The organism is Streptomyces asiaticus (assembly GCF_018138715.1).
GTDB classification, from domain to species: domain Bacteria; phylum Actinomycetota; class Actinomycetes; order Streptomycetales; family Streptomycetaceae; genus Streptomyces; species Streptomyces asiaticus.
The window spans coordinates 4,111,537-4,130,045 of record NZ_JAGSHX010000006.1 but is presented as its reverse complement, the minus strand read 5'-3'; the positions used below and the strand labels follow the sequence as shown (position 1 = coordinate 4,130,045).

The window sequence follows — 18,509 nt, the reverse complement described above, 5'->3', positions numbered from 1 at the left end:
ATCACGAAGACGCCCAGGGAGCCTGTGCAGTGAAGCAGACACGTATCGAGGACCTTCTGCCTTTGTCGCCGCTCCAGGAAGGGCTGCTCTTCCACGCGCAGTACTCCGAGGACGCGGACGCGCTCGACGTCTACACCGTCCAGCTGGCGGTGCGGATCCAGGGCCCGGTGGACGCTCCGGCGGTGCGCCGCGCCGCGGCCGCGCTGGTGCGGCGGCACGCGAGCCTGCGCGCGGGGTTCCGGCGCCGCAAGACCGGCGACCCGATGCAGGTGATCCTCCGGGACCTCGAACTCCCTGTGACCGAGCTGGACTTCAGTGGTGTTTCCGAGGACGAGCAGCGGGCGAAGGTCCGGGAGTTCGCCGCCGGGGACCGTGAGCGGCGCTTCGACATGGAGCGGCCGCCGCTGCTGCGGGTCACCATGATCAAGGTCGCGGCGGACGCCTTCTGGCTGGTCCTCACCGCCCACCACATCCTGCTGGACGGCTGGTCCGCCCCGCTGGTGATGCAGGAGCTGTTCCAGCACTACCGCGCGGGCGGCGAGGACACCACCCTGCCGCCGGTCACCCCCTACCGCACCTATCTCGCCTGGCTGGCCCGGCAGGACAAGGACGCGGCGAAGCGGGCCTGGCGAGAGGCGCTGGAAGGGGTGGACTCGGCCACGCTGGTGGTGCCCGAGGCGGGCCCCGGCGCGGAGGTGCTGCCCGAGGACCTGGTCGCCGAGGTGGACGCGGACCTCACCGCCCGCCTCGGCGAGCTGGCCCGCTCCGCCGGTGTCACCCTGAACACGCTGGTGCAGAGCGCCTGGGGGGTGCTGCTCGGCCGGCTGACCGGCCGCGACGACGTGGTGTTCGGCGCCACCGTGTCCGGGCGCCCGGCGGACATCCCCGGTGTGGAGTCCATGGTGGGGCTGTTCATCAACACCCTGCCGGTCCGGGTGCGGGTGGACCACGGCGCCTCCTGGACCGACCTGCTGACCGCGGTCCAGCGGCAGCAGGCAGCGCTGCTCGACCACCACCACCTGCCGCTGTCCGCCGTGCAGGAGTCCACGCCGGTCACCGGTGAACTCTTCGACACGCTGGTCGTCTTCGAGAACTACCCGCTGGACTCCGACGGCATCACCGAGCGCGTCGACGGGCCGCGGATCACCGACATCACCGGCCAGGACGCCACCCACTACGCGCTCACCCTGTTCCCGACCCCCGGCCCCACCCTGCGGCTGCGCCTGGGATACCGCCCCGATCTGTACCCGGCGAGGCGGGCGCGGGCCCTGCTGGACGGCTTCTGCCGGATGCTGGAGCGGATCGAGGCGGACCCGTCCCTCCCGGTGGGCCGCACCGAGGTGCTCGCGCCCGAGCTGCTGCGCACCGTCCTGGACGGCTGGAACGAGCCCGACGCCGGGGCGCCGGAGACTTCGGTGCCCGAGCTGTTCGCGGCCGCCGTGGCCGCCGACCCGGCGGCGGTGGCCCTGGTCGCGGACGGGGCCGAGGTCTCCTACGGCGAGCTGGACGCCCGCGCCAACCGGCTGGCCCGGCTGCTGTCCGGGCTCGGCGTCGGCCCCGAGACGCGGGTGGCGGTGGCGCTGCCGCGCGGGGCGGATCTGGTGGCCACCCTGCTCGCGGTCCTGAAGACCGGTGGCGCGTACGTCCCGCTGGACCCCGAATACCCGGCCGAGCGCGTCGAGTACATCGTGACCGACGCCGCGCCCGCGGTCGTGGTGACGGACTCCTCGGTGTCCTCGGTGCCCGCGACCGGTGGTGCGGCGCGGGTGCTGCTGGACGACCCGGCGGTCCGCGACCGGCTGGCCGCCCTGTCCGGCGAGGCCCCGGAACCGGCCCCGGTGGCGGGGGACCACCCCGCCTACACCATCTACACCTCGGGTTCCACGGGCAGGCCCAAGGGCGTCGTCGTCACCCGGGACAACCTCACCAACTTCGTCCAGGACATGCGGGACCGGTTCGCCCTGCGGCCCGGGGACCGGCTGGCCGCGGTGACCACCATCGCCTTCGACATCGCGGGCCTGGAGCTGTACACCCCGCTGGTGTCCGGCGCCGCGGTGGTGCTGGCCACCCGCGACGAGGTGATCGACGTCCCCGCGCTGGCCGCGCTGCTGGAGAGCACCGGCGCCTCGGTCATGCAGGCGACGCCCACCCTGTGGCAGGCGCTGGTGTCCCAGCACCCCGAGGCGCTCTCCGGGCTGCGCGTGCTCGTCGGCGGCGAGGCGCTGCCCGCCGGGCTCGCCTCCCGGCTGTGCGAACTCGGCTCCGAGGTGACGAACCTGTACGGCCCCACCGAAACCACCGTGTGGTCCACGGCCGCCCGTCTCACCGGGCCCGCCGGCAGTGGAACGCCGAGCACCACACTGAGCAGTAACGCGGTGCAGCCCACGGCCGCCCGCCTCACCGGGCCCGCCGGCAGTGGAACGCCGAGCACCACACTGAGCAGTAACGCGGTGCAGCCCACGGCCGCCCGTCTCACCGGGCCCGCCGGCAGTGGAACGCCGAGCACCACACTGAGCAGTAACGCGGTGCAGCCCACGGCCGCCCGTCTCACCGGGCCCGCCGGCAGTGGAACGCCGAGCACCACACTGAGCAGTAACGCGGTGCAGCCCACCGCCGCCCGTCTCGCCGGGCCCGACGGGGGACCTGACGGCACTGGGACACCGAGCACCGCACCAGTCATCGGCAGGCCCATCGCGAGCACCCAGGTCTATGTCCTGGACGCCGGGCTGTCCCCGGCCCCGCCCGGGGTCCTCGGCGACCTCTACATCGCCGGGCGGGGCGTGGCGCGCGGCTACGCGGGCCGTCCGGACCTGACCGCGGAGCGGTTCGTCGCCTGCCCGTTCGGCGCGCCCGGCACCCGGATGTACCGGACCGGTGACGTGGCCCGGTGGACGGACGACGGCCAGCTCGAGTTCGGCGGCCGCACCGACGACCAGGTCAAGGTGCGCGGTTTCCGCATCGAGCTGGGCGAGATCGAGACCGTGCTCGCCGAACTGCCCGAGGTCGCCCAGGCGGCGGTGGTGGCCCGCGAGGCCGGGTCGGGCGAGCAGCGGCTGGTGGCGTACGTCGTCGCGGCCCCGGGCGCGGCGGTGCCGGTGCCCGCGCTGCGCCGGGCCGTCGCCGCGCGGCTGCCGGAGTACATGACGCCCTCGGCGTTCATGGTGCTCGACGAGATGCCGCTGACGCCCAACGGGAAGACCGACCGCAAGGCGCTTCCCGCGCCGGACCTCACCGCACTGTCCACCAGCGTGGCCCCGCGCACCCCGCAGGAGGAGATCCTGTGCGGCCTGTTCATGGAGGCGCTGGAGCTGGACTCGGTCGGCATTCACGACGACTTCTTCGAGCTGGGCGGGCACTCGCTGCACGCCACCCGGATGGTCAGCCGGACCCGGACCGCCTTCTCCGTGGAACTGCCGCTGCGTGCGCTGTGGGAGGCGCCCACGGTGGCGAAGCTGGCGGAACGGCTCCGTGACGCCGACACCGCGCGGCCGCCGGTGGTCCCGGTGGAGCGCCCGGAGCGGATCCCGCTGTCCTACGCCCAGCGCAGGCTGTGGTTCCTCAACCGGTTCGAGAACGGCGCCGCGGCGCACAACATCAGCCTGGGGCTGCGGCTGACGGGCACGCTGGACCACGAGGCGCTGCGGGCGGCCGTCCGGGACGTCACGGCCCGGCACGAGACGCTGCGCACGATCTTCCCGGAGACCGGCGGCGCCGCGCGGCAGCTGATCCTGCCCCCGGACCAGTGCCCGGCCGAGATGGTCGTCACCACCGTCGACGAGCGGGCGCTGGACGCGGCGATCGCCGAACAGGCGGCGCGCGACTTCGACCTGGCGACCGAGACCCCGCTGCGGGTGACGCTGTTCCAGGTGGCCCCGGACCACCACGTCCTGCTGATCATCCTGCACCACATCGCGGGCGACGGCTGGTCGGTCGGCCCCTTCGCCGCCGACCTCACCTCGGCCTATCTGGCGCGGACGGCCGGCCGGGCCCCGGACTGGGAGCCACTGCCGGTCCAGTACGCCGACTACACGATCTGGAACTACTCGGTCCTCGGCGAGGAGAGCGACCCCGGGAGCCTGGTCAGCGAGCAGCTCGAATTCTGGCGGCAGCGCCTCGAGGGCAGCCCCGATGTGTTGCGGCTGCCGACCGACCGCCCGCGTCCGCCGGAGGCCGACTACACGGCCGAGACGGTCGAGGGGCGGATCTCACCCGAGCTGCACCGCGCGCTGGCCCGCGTCGCCCGCACGACCGGGACCAGCCTGTTCATGGTGTTGCAGGCCGGTCTGGCCTCGTTGCTCTCCGCGCACGGCGCGGGCACCGACATCCCCATGGGCTCGCCGATCGCCGGGCGCAACGACAAGGCGCTCGAGGAAATGATCGGCTTCTTCGTCAACACACTGGTGCTGCGCACCGACACCTCGGGCGACCCCACCTTCCGCGAACTGCTGGACCGGGTCCGCGAGTACGACCTGGCCGCGTACGCCCACCAGGAGGTGCCCTTCGAGCGCCTGGTCGAGCTGCTCAACCCCGAGCGCTCGCTGGCCTGGCACCCGCTGTTCCAGATCTGGCTGAACGTACAGAACCTCGAGACCACCACCACCTCGCCGACCGGTCTGCCCGGGGTCGACGCCGTCGCGTATCCGGTGCCGGTCAACGCGACCCAGTTCGACCTGGCCTTCACCTTCAACGAGAGCACCGGTCCCGGCGGCGCCCCGGCCGGTCTCCAGGCGCTGATCGACTTCCGGCTCGACCTCTTCGACCGGGAGACGGTCGAGGCCCTGTTCGAGCGTCTGACGCGGCTTCTGGAGCGGGTCACCGAGGATCCGGACCTGCGGGTGGGCGACATCTCCCCGCTCACCGAGGAAGAGCACGCCGTGCTGGCCGCCGCGAACGACACCGCGCGCGACCTTCCCCCGGCGACCTTCCCCGCGCTGTTCGCCCGTCGGGTGGCCGAGGCGCCCGACGACCCCGCGGTGGCCTTCGAGGGCCGCGAGATGTCCTTCGCCGAACTGGACCGGAGGGCGAACCGGCTCGCGCATGTGCTGCGCGCCGAGGGCGCGGCCCCCGAGCGGTTCGTCGCCCTGGCGCTCCCCCGGTCCCCCGACTGGCCGGCCGCGGTCCTGGCCGTGCACAAGGCGGGCGCGGCCTATCTGCCGCTCGATCCGGCGTACCCCGCCGAGCGCCTCGCCTCCATGCTCTCCGACGCCCGGCCCGGTGTGGTCGTCACCACCCGGCCGATCGCCGAGACCTTGCCCCCCATGGGCGACACCACGGTCCTCCTCCTCGACGACGAGGCCACCGAGGCCAGGATCGCGAAGGCGCCGGAGACCGCGCCGGAGGTCCGGCTGTCGGTGGACCACCCGGCCTATCTGATCTACACCTCCGGCTCCACCGGCAGGCCGAAGGGCGTGGTGGTCCCGCACACCGGCTTCGCCAGTCTGCTCACCGGCTATACGGAGGCGCTCGGACTCGGTCCGGGCAGCCGCGTCCTCCAGTTCGCCTCGCCGAGCTTCGACGCCGCCTTCGCGGAGCTGTGCAAGGCGCTCCTCTCCGGCTCCACGCTGGTGATGGCGCCGTCCGAGCGCCTGGACCCCGGCGCCCCGCTGGCCGCGCTGCTCACCGAGCAGCGCGTCACCCAGGCGACCATCCCGCCGGCCGCGCTCGGTGTCATGACGGACGGTGAGGTGCCCGCGGGCGTCACCCTGCTGGTGGCGGGGGAGGCGACCCCGCCGGAGCTGGCCGGCCGCTGGTCGGCGGGGCGGCGGATGGTGAACGCGTACGGTCCGACCGAGACGACGGTGTGCGCCACCATCAGCGCGCCGTTGTCCGGCGTGGCCGAACCGCCCCTCGGCACACCGATCCCCAACGCCCGGGTGCGGGTGCTCGACGCGGCGCTGCGGCCGACGGCCCCCGGGGTGGTCGGCGAGCTGTACCTCTCGGGTCCCGGGCTCGCCCGCGGCTACCTCAACCGGCCCGCGGCGAGCGCGGAGCGCTTCGTCGCCGACCCGTTCGGCCCGCCCGGCACCCGTATGTACCGCACGGGTGACCTGGCCAAGTGGACCCGCGACGGGGTGCTGATGTTCGTCGGCCGCGCCGACGAGCAGGTCAAGCTGCACGGGTTCCGGATCGAGCTCGGCGAGATCCGCTCGGTGCTGCTGCGCGGGACCTCGGTCCGGCAGGCCGAGGTGATGGTGCGCGAGGACCGCCCCGGTGAGCCGCGGCTGGTGGCCTACGCGGTGGCCGAGGGCGCGGCCGGGCCGCTCACCGGTGCCGACCTGCGCGCTCAGCTGGCCGCGGAACTGCCCGAGTACATGGTGCCCGCGGCGGTGGTGGTGCTCGACTCGCTGCCGGTGACCCCGAACGGCAAGACCGACCGCAAGGCGCTTCCCGCGCCGGAGTACACCACCACGGCCACCGGCCCCGCCGACGAACCGCGCACTCCTCACGAGGAGCTGCTGCGCGGGCTGTTCGCGGAGGTCCTCGGGCTGGAGCGGGTCGGCATCCACGACAGCTTCTTCGACACCGGCGGGGACAGCATCATGTCCATCCAGCTGGTCCGCCGGGCCCGTGACGCGGGCGTCAAGCTGACGCCGCGGGATGTGTTCGAGCACAAGACGGTGGCCGCGCTGGCCAAGGCCACGGCCGTCGAGGACGCCCCCGCGGAAGGCCCCGCGGAAGGCCCCGCGGCCGAGCCCGTGGCGGCCTCGGCGGGGATCGGCGACGTACCGCTGACGCCGATCATCCACTGGATGCGCGAGCGGGGCGGCCGCCCCGACCGGTTCAGCCAGACCAACATGATCGTGGTCCCGGCGGACGTCGGCGAGCAGCGCCTGCGGTCCGCGTTGCAGACGGTGCTCGACCACCACGACGCGCTGCGGATGCGGCTGCGCCGCACCGGTGGCGTGGTGTGGAGCCTGGAGGTGCCCGAGCGCGGCGCGGTCCAGGTGGCGGACTGCCTGCGCCGGGTCGATCTGACCGGTCTCGACGAGGAGCGGGCCCGTGCCCGTATGGCCGAGGAGACCAAGGGCGCCTGGGACCGGCTCGACCCCGAGGCGGGGCTGATGCTCCAGGCGGTCTGGTTCGACGCCGGCCCGGACGTCTCCGGCAGGCTGCTGCTCACCGTCCACCACCTGGCGGTCGACGGGGTGTCCTGGCGCATCCTGCTGCCGGACCTGACCACGGCGTGGTCCGCGCAGACGGAGGGCGGCACCTCCGGGCTGAACGGCGGCGGCACCTCCGGGCTCGACGCCGTCGGCACCTCGTTCCGGGAGTGGGCGCAGCGGCTCTCCGACGCCGCCCAGCGGCCGGAGCGGATCGAGGAGCTGACGTTCTGGCTGGACACCCTCGCCGAGCCCGACCCGGCGCTCGCCGACCGGCCGCTCGACCCCCGGCGGGACATCACCGCGACGACGAAGCGGCTGCTGCTCACGCTGCCCGCCGAGCAGACCTCGGCCCTGCTCACCACGGTGCCCGCCGCGTTCCACGCCCGGATCAACGACGTCCTGCTGAGCGCGTTCGCGGCCGCCGTCGTCCAGTGGCGCGCACAGCGGGGCCACCAAGCCGGCCATGTTCTGGTCAACCTGGAGGGCCACGGCCGTGAGGAGCTCGACGAGGGCGTCGACCTGTCCCGGACCGTCGGCTGGTTCACCAGCCTGTTCCCGGTACGGCTCGACCCCGGCCCGCACGACTGGGCCGAGTACCGCGCGGGCGGTCCGGCGACCGGCCGGGTGCTCAAGCGGGTCAAGGAGCAACTGCGCGCCCTGCCGGACAACGGGATCGGTTTCGGCCTGCTGCGGTACCTCAACCCGCAGACCGCTCCGGTGCTTATCCGGCTGCCCGAGCCCCAGATCAGCTTCAACTACCTGGGCCGTTTCCCCGGCGCCGTGGCGACCGAGAAGACCGCCCCGGCCGACTGGGGACCGGCCCCGGAGGGCTTCGACCTCGATGGCGGCAGCGACCCCGGGCGCCCGATCGCGCACACCATCGACATCACCGCGATGACCCAGGACCTGCCGGACGGCCCGCATCTGGTCGCCGATGTGTCCTGGGCGGGCGAGCTGCTGAGCGAGGACGAGGTCCACGAGCTGGGCCAGAACTGGCTGACCGCGCTCACCGCCCTGGTCAGGCACGCCGAGGGGCCGGAGGCGGGCGGCTACAGCCCCTCCGACCTGACGCTGGTCCCGCTGACCCAGGACGAGATCGAGGCGGTCGAGTCCGCGGGGGCGGAGCGGCTGGAGGACGTCCTGCCGCTCACGCCGATGCAGGAGGGGCTGCTCTTCCACGCCCAGTTCGACGAGGACGAGCCCGACCTCTACACCGTGCAGCTCGGCATCGACCTCGCGGGCCCCCTGGACGCGGACCGGCTGCGCGGCGCGGCGCGGACCCTGCTGCGGCGCCATGCCAACCTGCGCGCGGGCTTCCGCCAGCAGGGGCTGAGCCGCCCCGTACAGGTGGTGGCCGCCGACGTCGAACTGCCCTGGGTGGAACTGGACTTCGGCCATCTGCCCGAGGCGGAGCGGGCCGCCCGGCTGGACGCGCTGATGGACGAGGACCGGGTGCGCCGGTTCGACCCCGAGCGGCCGCCGCTGCTGCGCTTCACCCTGATCCACATGGGCGACCAGTTGGCCCGGTTCCTGATGACCAACCATCATCTGCTGCTCGACGGCTGGTCGGGCCCGCTGCTGGTGCGTGAGCTGTTCACGCTGTACGAGGCGGACGGCGACGAGTCGGCGCTGCCGGAGGTCACCCCGTACCGCGACTATCTCGCGTGGCTCGGCCGGCAGGACAAGCAGGCGGCACGCGAAGCATGGCGCACGGTGCTCTCCGGGGTGGACGGCGCGACGCTCATCGCGTCCGACAGCGACGGACGGACCGTCGAGGTCCCCGGCGATCTGCTCGTGGAACTCCCCGAGCGCACCACCACGGAGCTGACCGCGCTGGCCCGACGCCACGACGCGACCCTGAACACGGTCGTGCAGGCGGCCTGGAGCGTGGTGCTGTCCGGGCTCACCGGCCGGACCGACGTGGTGTTCGGCGCCACCGTCTCCGGCCGCCCCGCGGACCTCCCGGGTGTGGAGACCATGGTCGGCCTGTTCATCAACACCGTCCCGGTCCGCGCCGAGCTGAGGACGACCGACACCTGGACGACGCTGCTGGAGCGGCTGCGAGCCCAGCAGACGGCGGTGATGGACCACCACTACCTGGGCCTCCAGGACGTGCTGCGCCTGGTCGAGCCGGACACGCTGTTCGACACGATCGTGGTGACCGAGAACTATCCGCTGGACGGCGACGGAATGCCCGCCGTCGAGGACGGGCTGCGCATCGTCGGCCTGTACGGCTCGGACGCCAACCACTACCCGATCAGTCTGGTGGCGATGCCGGGACGCGCCCTGCGGCTGCGCCTGGGCTACCGGCCGGACCTCGTGGCCCCCGACGCCGTGGAGGCCATCGGCGGCCGGCTGGTCCGCGCGTTCGAGGCCATGATCGACGCGCCGGAGCAGCCGGTGAACCGGGTCGATCTGCTGGCCACGGACGAACGCCGCACGCTGCTCGAGGAGTTCACCGCCACGGCGCGGCCCGCGCCCGTCACCCTGGTGCCCGAGCGCTTCAAGGCCCAGGTCGCCCGCACCCCGGACGCCCCGGCGCTGCTGGCCGCGGACGGCACCCGGCTCAGCTACGCGCGGCTCGACGCGGCCGCCGACCGGCTGGCCGCCGAGCTGATCGGCGCCGGAGTGGGCCCCGAGCGGCTGGTGGCACTGGCCCTGCCGCGCTCGGCCGACCTGGTGATCGCCGCCCTCGCGGTGCTCAAGGCGGGCGGCGGCTATCTGCCCGTGGACCCGGGCGACCCGGCGGACCGGCTGGCGCACGTCCTCACCGACGCGACTCCGGTGCTGGTGCTGACCCGCTCGGACATCGCGCCCGGCCTGCCGCGGACGGCGGCGCCGGTGCGGCTGCTGGACGAGGCCGGTACGAGTGAGCCGGCCGAGTCCGTCTCCGGCGGTTCCGGTGGTTCCGCCGCCCCCGCCGGTTCCGCCGCCCCCGCCGGTTCCGCCGCCCCCGCCGGTTCCGGCGGCCACCGGTGGCAGGCCCAGAGCCCCGCGTATGTCATCTACACCTCGGGGTCCACCGGGCGGCCCAAGGGCGTCGTGGTGGAGCACCGTTCGTTCGCCCAGTACCTCGACTACGCCGCCGAGGCGTACCCGTCGCTGGGAGAGCGGGCCCTGCTGCACTCGCCGGTCTCCTTCGACATGGCGGTCACCTCGCTGTTCGGCCCGCTGACGACCGGCGGCTGTGTGCATGTGGCGGAGCTGGAGCAGCCCGCGGAAGGGCGGGTCCGGCCGGCGTTCTGCAAGGTCACCCCCTCCCATCTGCCGCTGCTGGCCGGTGTGGACCCGGAGTGCTCCCCGACCCGGGAGCTGGTGATCGGCGGTGAGCAGCTGCTGGGCGAGGCGCTGGCCCCCTGGCGCGCCGCCCACCCGGACGTGGCCGTGGTGAACGAGTACGGGCCGACCGAGGCCACCGTCGGCTGCGCGGTGCTGCGGCTGGAACCGGGCGAGGAGACACCGTCGGGTGCGGTGCCGATCGGCCGGCCCACCCCGAACACCCGGCTGTATGTGCTGGACGCGGCGCTGCGGCCCGCGCCGCGCGGCGCCGTCGGCGAGCTCTACATCGGCGGCGGCCAGCTGGCCCGCGGCTATCTGAACCGGCCCGCGCTGACGGCGGCCCGGTTCGTGGCCGATCCGTTCGGCGCGCCGGGCGGCCGGCTGTACCGCACCGGCGACCTGGCGCGCTGGAACGCGGACGGGCAGCTGGAGTACCTGGGCCGGGTGGACGAGCAGGTCAAGGTCCGCGGCTACCGCGTGGAACTCGGCGAGATCGAGGCCGCGCTGGCCCGGGATCCCGAGGTGGGCCGGGCGACGGTCGTGCTGCGCTCGGACGAGGGCGCGGGCAAGCGGCTGGCCGCCTATCTGGTGCCGGCGGCGGGCGGCGGGCTGGACCCCGCCGCGGTGCGCGAGCGGCTGGCCGCGGCGGTACCGGACTACATGGTCCCGGCCGCGTTCACGGTCCTTCAGGAGCTCCCGCTGAACGCCAACGGGAAGGTCGACCGCAAGGCGCTGCCCGCACCCGACTACACCCCCCGCGAGTGGAGCGGACCGCGCACCCCGCAGGAGGAGATCCTGTGCGGGCTGTTCCGGGAGGCGCTGGGTCTTGACGTGGTGGGGATCCATGACAGCTTCTTCGACCTGGGCGGCGACAGCATCATGTCGATGGGCCTGGTCAACCGGATCCGGTCGGCGTTCGGCGTGAAGCTCGGCATGCGGACGGTGCTGACCGCGCCCACCGTCGCCGAACTGGCCCAGCGGCTCGGCGGCGACGCGGAGCAGGACTCGCTCGATGTGCTGCTTCCGCTGCGCGAGCACGGCAGTCGCGTCCCGCTGTTCTGTGTCCACCCCGCGGGCGGGCTGAGCTGGAGCTACTCGGCGCTGCTGCGGAGCGTGGACGCCGAGCACCCGGTCTACGGCCTCCAGTGCCGCGGACTCGACGGCGAGGGGGACGCGCTCCCCGGGACCCTGGAGGAGATGGCGGCCGACTATGTCGCCCAGATCCGCCGGGTCCGGCCCACCGGACCGTACGTCCTGCTCGGCTGGTCGCTCGGCGGCACGGTCATCCACGCCATGGCGGCGCTGCTCCAGGCCGAGGGCGAGGAGGTGGCGCTGCTGGTCAATCTGGACGAGTACCCGCTCGACCGCTCCCAGCCGCTGCCCGACCGGCTGCCGGACGAGCAGGACGCGCTGCGCGTGCTGCTGGACTTCGAGGGGTACGACGTGACCGCCCTGGGCGACGCGCGGCTGACTCACGGCCAGGTGGTGACCATGCTGCGGGAGCGGCAGTCGGTGCTGGCCAGCCTGGACGAGGACAACGTGGCCGCGCTGGCCCGTGCCTTCGCCAACAACCGCCGGCTGTTCCTGGCCTATGAACCGGCCCGCTACCGGGGCGACCTGCTGGTGCTGGTGGCCGAGGAGGACCCGTCGGTGCCCGCGGCCGACCTGGCCGGGCGCGCCGAGCGGTGGCGGCCCTTTGTCGACGGACGGATCGAGTACCGGCGGATCCCTTACGCCCACCCGTATCTGATGCGGCCCGAACCGGCCGCCGAGATCGGCCGCGTACTCAACGAGAAGCTCCGGGAACTCAAGTGACCCGATTGGTGGAGAGATGAGCGTGCAGACAGCGATGAGCCGCGAAGAGGTACCGGAGGAGATCTCGGCGGTCAACCTGGTCGACCCCAAGACCTACCTCGAGCACGACATGGACGCGTACTGGCGCCGGCTGCGCGCCGACCACCCGCTGCACTGGCATCCGCCGGTCGACGGCGCTCCCGGCTTCTGGGTGGTCAGCCGCTACGCCGATGTGATGGCGCTCTACCGGGACAACCAGCGGCTCACCTCGGAGAAGGGCAACGTGCTGGTGACGCTGCTGGCGGGCGGCGACTCGGCCGCCGGCCAGATGCTGGCGGTGACCGACGGCCAGCGCCACAAGGACCTGCGCAATGTGATGCTCAAGGCGTTCTCGCCGCGAGCCCTGTCCAAGGTGGCGGCGCTGGTCCGGGTCAACGCCCGCCGGATGATCGCCGAAGCGGTCCTTCGGGGGGAGGGGGACTTCGCGGCCGAGGTGGCCCAGGTGATCCCGCTGACCACCGTGGGCGGTCTGCTCGGGGTGCCGGTGAAGGACCACGCCTATCTGCTGGGTCTGACCAAGTCCTCGCTCAGCTCGGACGAGGCGGACCAGGCCCCGGAGGAGGCGTTCCTGGCGCGCAACGAGATCCTGCTGTACTTCAGCGATCTGGTCGCCGAGCGGCGCGCCGATCCGCAGGACGACGTGATCAGCACGCTCACCGCCAGTGACATCAACGGTGTGCCGCTGACCGATCAGGACATCGTCTTCAACTGCTACAGCCTCATCCTGGGCGGCGACGAGACCAGCCGGCTCACGATGATCGACTCCCTCTACACCCTCAGCCGTGAGCCGGAGCAGTGGAAGCGGCTCAAGGAAGGTTCGGTGACGCTGGAGTCGGCCACCGAGGAGGCGCTGCGCTGGGCCACCCCCGCGATGAACTTCGGCCGCACCGCGCTGGTCGACATCGAGATGGCCGGGGGGACCATCAAGGCGGGCGACGTGGTGACGCTGTGGAACACCTCGGCCAACCGCGACGAGTCGGTCTTCGACGACCCGTACGTCCTGGACCTGGGCCGTTCGCCGAACAAGCACATCACCTTCGGCTACGGTCCGCACTTCTGCCTCGGCGCCTATCTGGCGCGGGTCGAGGTGAAGGAGATGCTGGACGCGATGCGGACGTTCAGCAACGGTGTCGAGCTCACCGGTGAGCCGCGCCGGATCCACTCCAATCTGATGACCGGGATGTCGACCCTGCCGGTCCGGTTCCTGCCGGACGAGGCGGGGCTGGCCACCGCCGCCGACGGCTGACCGGCCCCGGCACCGCACCCGGACGAACGGCCGCCCGGCGCCCCCACGAGGGGGCGCCGGGCGGCCCTGTTGTCCGTCGTCGGGCCCGTCAGCACGTCAGCCCGTCAGGGCGGCCCCGGTCTGCCGGGAATCGACGGCCGGGGGCCGGGCGGAGCGCCGCCGCCGGTAGTAGTGCACGGTCAGGACGGCGAGCAGCGGTCCCCAGGCGACCAGCGGCGCGTACGCGATCCAGAAGGCCACGGACTGCCAGCCGTGGATGACCAGCCCGAGCGGCTCCCCGGTGATCTTCATATCGAAGGCGATCATGACCAGCGCGTACGGGAAGATCAGCAGCGCCGCCGAACCGAGGCCGGCCGGGATGACGGCCGCCAGGACCGGCACCCGGCGCCCGCGCAGACCAGGTATCCAGTTCGGCCACACCTCGCCCCACCGGGCGACCAGCCCGAACGACAGGAACGCCAGCGCCTCGCTGAAGACGCTGAGTCCGATGACGTACCACCAGCCGCCGTCGAAGGCATGCGGGGCGTCCGAGGAGCCGGGGCCTGATGAGTTGTGCTCCAGCAGCGGCGCGCCCAGGTTGATGCCCACGATCCGCCAGACGCAGGAGGGCAGCGTGGTGAGGGTGATGGCGTAAGCGGTGCGCACAGCCCAGCGGGGCACGTCCGCCGCCACCCGGCCGTGCAGCTTCGTCAGGATGGTGCGGGCGGTCATGGGGCGTCCTCCTCGTCCGGATGCCGGGTCGGTGCGGAGGACCGAGTGCGTCCGCCGACCCGGCCGGCGCTGCCTGCCTGTGGCTCTTCAAAGATCGCAGCGACCGCTGCCCCGCACATCCACCGCAGGAAGGGCGCAACTCAGCCGGACGGGGGAGGCGGTCTGCGCCGCACGCAGGAGGGCCACCCGGCCCGCGCCCCGAGCGGGCGCCGGGCTCAGCCGACGCGCAGCGGAAGCGCTTCGAGCAGTCGCGCGGGGAACACCTTGTGCTGGAGCTCCTCCGCAGGCACCGCCAGCTCGATCCGCTCGTACCGGTCGAGCAGGGCCGTGAAGGCCGCCTCGGCCTGGATCTTGCCGAGCGAGGTGCCCAGGCAGTGGTGGATGCCGTGGCCGAAGCCGAGGTGGCCGGCGGTGTTGCCGCGGATGTCGAAGACGTCGGGATCCGCCCGGTAGGCCGGGTCCCGGTTGGCCGCGCCGGGCGAGACGACGACGAAGTCGTTCTCCGCGATCGGCGCGCCCCCGAGTTCGAACGGCTCCGCGGCGACGGACGGCATGGCGATATGCACCGTCGTGTCGTACCGGGCGACCTCGTCGACGGCGGCGGGTACCAGGGAACGGTCCGCGCGCACCATCTCCAGCTGCTCGGGGTGGCGCACCAGCGCCGAGACGCCGTTGCCGATCAGATGGCTGGTCGGGCCGAAGCCCGCGCTCATGACCTGGAACACCATGGAGGCGAGCTCCGCCAGGGTGAGCCGGTCCTCCAGGTCATGGGCCCGCACCAGTTCGGTGAGCAGATCGTCCGCCGGTTCCGTGCGGCGCAGCTCCACCCAGGTCAGCACCAGCTCCGCCAGGTCTTCCCCGACCTGCCGCATCTCCTCGGGCCCCACGAAGTTCAGCGCGTTGCACAGCTCCTTGAACCGTGGCTGCGCCGCCGCGGGGACGCCCAGCAACTCGCCGAGCACGGCGACCGGTAGCGGGTACGCCAGGGCCTCCAGCAGGTCCAGCTCGGTCCGCCCGGCGACCGCGTCGAGGAGCTCGCCGATCACCTGCTCGATCCGCGGTCGCAGCGCCTGGATCCGGCGCATGGTGAACGCCTTGCCGACGAGTGTGCGCAGCCGGGTGTGGTCCGGCGGGTCCATCGTCAGCAGGTGGCTGGTGAGCACCTGCTCGCCGAAGGTCTTCTCCTCCGGCACCGGCAGGTGCTCGACACCGGCGGTCGCCGCTGCGGCCCGCAGCATCCGGCCCTGGTCCTTCACCAGGCGCGGATCGGACAGCGCCGCCCGCGCCGCGGTGTACCCGACGACCAGCCACACCGGTGTCGGGCCCAGGCCGACCCGGACCACCGGGCCCCGCTCGCGCAGCCGTGCGTAGAACGGATACGGGTCGCGGTAGAACTCCGGCCCCAGTTCCTCCAGCACCTCAACAGTGGATTGTGTCATCTCATACCTTTCCCATCCTGGCTGTGACTCCGTTACGAAAGGTGTTCGCCGCTACGTTTATCAGTCATCTCCGGAATCGCTCCACGGCACATCGAAATATTGGCTCTTTGCCTTCCCTCGGAATTCATAATTCGGAATACCGTATTCGGAGTACCGGATTCGGAGTGTCCGGCTCCTATTAACTATTCGAACAATTCGAATATCGTCGGGTCATTGATGGCAGCAAGCTGCCATCTCGGTGGTCACTTTCCCGGGGGCTCGGAATACTCCTCGGAACTGATAGGTCTGAACTCCGTGTTCCGCATGGCCGAGGCCGCGCCGGGCGCCGTCGAGAGCGGCATTTTCACGGAATTTGGAATTCCTGTAACAGCTGAGGAAGGGCTTCAGTGGCCGCTGACGGAAATATCAACGCAGTACCCCATGCCCTCCGGCGGATCGATGGTGACTGAGAAATGTCGCATGGATTCTCGATCGGCGTCGTCGGGGGCGGCGCGGCGGCGGTCTGCCTGATCGACGCCCTGGCCCGGGCCCGGGGCGGGCCGGGAAGCATTACGGTGTTCGAGCCATCGCCCCATCTGTGGCGCGGACGCGCGTACCAGGTCGACACCGAGACCCTGAAGGTGAACGCGGCACCGGACGACATGTCGGTGCGCGCCGGTGACCCCGGCCATTTCGAACGATGGCTGGAGACCCGGGACCGCGTCGTCGGAGTCCAGGAGGGCATCGACAGCCGGTCCGGCGTCCGCTTCGCGCCGCGCGCCGTTTACGGCGAGTACCTGGAGCAGAGCGCCTACACGGCACTCGCCGATCTGCGCCGCCAGGGCTGGCAGGTGAATCTCATCGGGGAGTCGGTCGAGGCCGCCAGCCGGACCGCCGACGGGGTGAAACTGCGCTCCGGCCGGGGGAACGTCCGCTCCTTCGGCTATGTGGTCCTCTGCGTCGGCGGCGACGGCCCCAAGGACGTCTACGGCCTCGCCGCCGCGCCGGGTTTCGTGGCCGACCCCTATCCAGTCCTGGGCGCGCTCCAGGAGATCGGAGACCAGGACCACATCACCGTCGTCGGCAGCGGTCTGACCGCCGTCGACATCGTCCTCTCGCTCGCTGTCCGGGGACACCGAGGCCGGATCGCCCTGGTCTCCCGGCGCGGTCTGCTCCCCGGGGTGCGGCAACAGCCGGTCCCGTTCACCCCGCGGCACTTCACCCGGGAGCGGATGCGGTCACTGGCCCGGCGCGGGCGGGAGCTCTCCCTCTGCGAACTCGGCGCGATCATGCGGGCGGAGTTCCGGGACGCCGGTGCCGACCTCGATGCGGTGGTCTCCGGCATCCTGCGGGCCGACCGGGAGGACCCGGTGGACCGCCTGCGGTGTGAGCTCGCCGAGGTCGACTCGCCCCGGATGGGGCTGCGCATCCTGCGGCATGCCGTACCGGAGGCCGGTCCGGACGTATGGCCCCTGCTGCGGGCGCGCGACAGGGCCCGGATACTGCGTGCCCACCACCGCACCGTCATGAGCCTGTGCTGCCCGATGCCGCCGGACAGCGCCGCCGGGCTGCTGGAGCTGTTCGCGGCGGGACAGCTGGCGAATCACTCCGGGCTGCGGAGCATCACCCCGAGCCCCGGCGGGGGCTTCGACGTCGTCGCCGCGCCCGGTACCGGTTTCACCACCGACAGGGTGATCAGCGCGGTCAACGCCGCCGGCAGCAGGATCCCCGCCGCCGCCCGGCCCCTGGTCTCGTCGCTGACGCGGGGCCGGGCCGCCAGCCGCCATCCGTACGGCGGACTGCACCTGGCTCGTGCCACCAGTCGGCTCACCGTCGACGGCAGACCGGACCCGCGGCTGTACGGACTCGGCGACATCGGGGCCGGAACGCTCTTCTTCACCTGGGGCATCCCGTCGCTGGTGGACCGGAGCACCGACATCGTCGCCGCGATCCTCGGCCACGCCGAAGGGCTGACCGCCGCCCGGCCCGCGGACGTCCTCGTCGCCACCTGAGATGTCCACCCCGTTCCGTCCAGAGAGGAAACGAACCGTCATGACCACTACGGCCGCCGCACCGGACGCCGCATACCTGGCCGACACCGCCACCGGACTCCCCATCCCGGGTGAACCGGTCTTCACCAGCCCGGAAGAGGCCCGGCGCCACCGCAAGCAGCGACTCGCCGCGGCCCTGCGGCTGTTCGGCAAGTACGGCTTCGGCGAGGGCATCTCGGGCCATATCTCGGTCCGCGACCCCGAGCACCCCGACCAGTTCTGGGTCAACCCCTTCGGGGTCTCCTTCAAACAGGTGAAGGTCGCCGACCTGATCCGTGTGGACTCCACCGGCCGGGTCGTCCAGGGCAGACACCGGGTCAACCCCAGCGCCTTCGTGATCCACTCCGAGATCCATGAGCGCCACCCCGGCGCCACTGCCGCGGCCCACGGCCACACGGCGCACTCCCGTGCACTCGGCGCGCTCGGCAGGCTGCTGGACCCCATCGACCAGGAGTCCGCGGCGTTCTACGGGCGCCAGGTCCTCTACGACGAGTACCAGGGCCCCTCGGTCTCCCTGGAGCAGGGCCGTGACATCGCCGAGCGGCTCGGCGACAACCGTGCCATCCTGCTGCGCCACCACGGGCTGATCACGGTCGGCGGCTCGCTGGACGAGGCCGTGCACTGGTTCTTCACCTACGACAGCTGCGCCCAGGTGCAACTGCTGGCCCACGCGGCCGGTACCCCGAAGGCGTTCACCCATGAGCAGGCCCTGGCCGCCGCCGCAGGGTTCGGGGACGCCCAACTCGGTTGGTTCAGCTTCCAGTTGCTGTGGAACGAGATCGTCGCCGAACAGCCCGACCTGCTCGAGGAGTAGGCCCGCGAACCGGGCCGCACCGGTCCGGGCTCC

General features: G+C 72.5%; 6 protein-coding genes. 4 read left to right on the top strand and 2 right to left on the bottom strand.

Annotated elements, in window-relative coordinates; genetic code table 11:
* Positions 1-29: 29 nt before the first annotated feature.
* Positions 30-12,197: a non-ribosomal peptide synthetase gene (locus KHP12_RS24695; RefSeq protein WP_211833794.1), complete on the top strand. Its 12,168-nt coding sequence runs from the start codon at positions 30-32 to the stop codon at positions 12,195-12,197.
* A gap of 16 nt (positions 12,198-12,213) precedes the next feature.
* On the top strand, positions 12,214-13,482 hold the full coding sequence (locus KHP12_RS24690) for a cytochrome P450 (protein WP_211833759.1): 1,269 nt from the start codon (positions 12,214-12,216) through the stop codon (positions 13,480-13,482).
* A 96-nt stretch (positions 13,483-13,578) separates the two neighbouring features.
* Here the strand turns inward: KHP12_RS24690 and KHP12_RS24685 are convergent, their stop codons facing one another.
* Both KHP12_RS24685 and KHP12_RS24680 read right to left on the bottom strand, forming a co-directional pair.
* The gene (locus KHP12_RS24685) at positions 13,579-14,193 is read right to left on the bottom strand and encodes a hypothetical protein (protein ID WP_086880409.1); all 615 of its coding nucleotides are present in this window, start codon (positions 14,191-14,193) and stop codon (positions 13,579-13,581) included.
* 215 nt (positions 14,194-14,408) lie between these two features.
* A complete protein-coding gene (locus KHP12_RS24680; RefSeq protein WP_086880410.1) occupies positions 14,409-15,632 on the bottom strand; it encodes a cytochrome P450 family protein in 1,224 nt (407 codons plus the stop codon).
* A gap of 452 nt (positions 15,633-16,084) precedes the next feature.
* On the opposite strand from KHP12_RS24680, the gene KHP12_RS24675 reads away from it, so the two are divergent.
* On the top strand, positions 16,085-17,623 hold the full coding sequence (locus tag KHP12_RS24675; RefSeq protein ID WP_086880411.1) for an FAD/NAD(P)-binding protein: 1,539 nt from the start codon (positions 16,085-16,087) through the stop codon (positions 17,621-17,623).
* A 40-nt stretch (positions 17,624-17,663) separates the two neighbouring features.
* Positions 17,664-18,476, top strand: coding sequence for a class II aldolase/adducin family protein (locus tag KHP12_RS24670; protein WP_086880412.1), 813 nt, complete (start codon positions 17,664-17,666; stop codon positions 18,474-18,476).
* Positions 18,477-18,509 lie beyond the last annotated feature (33 nt).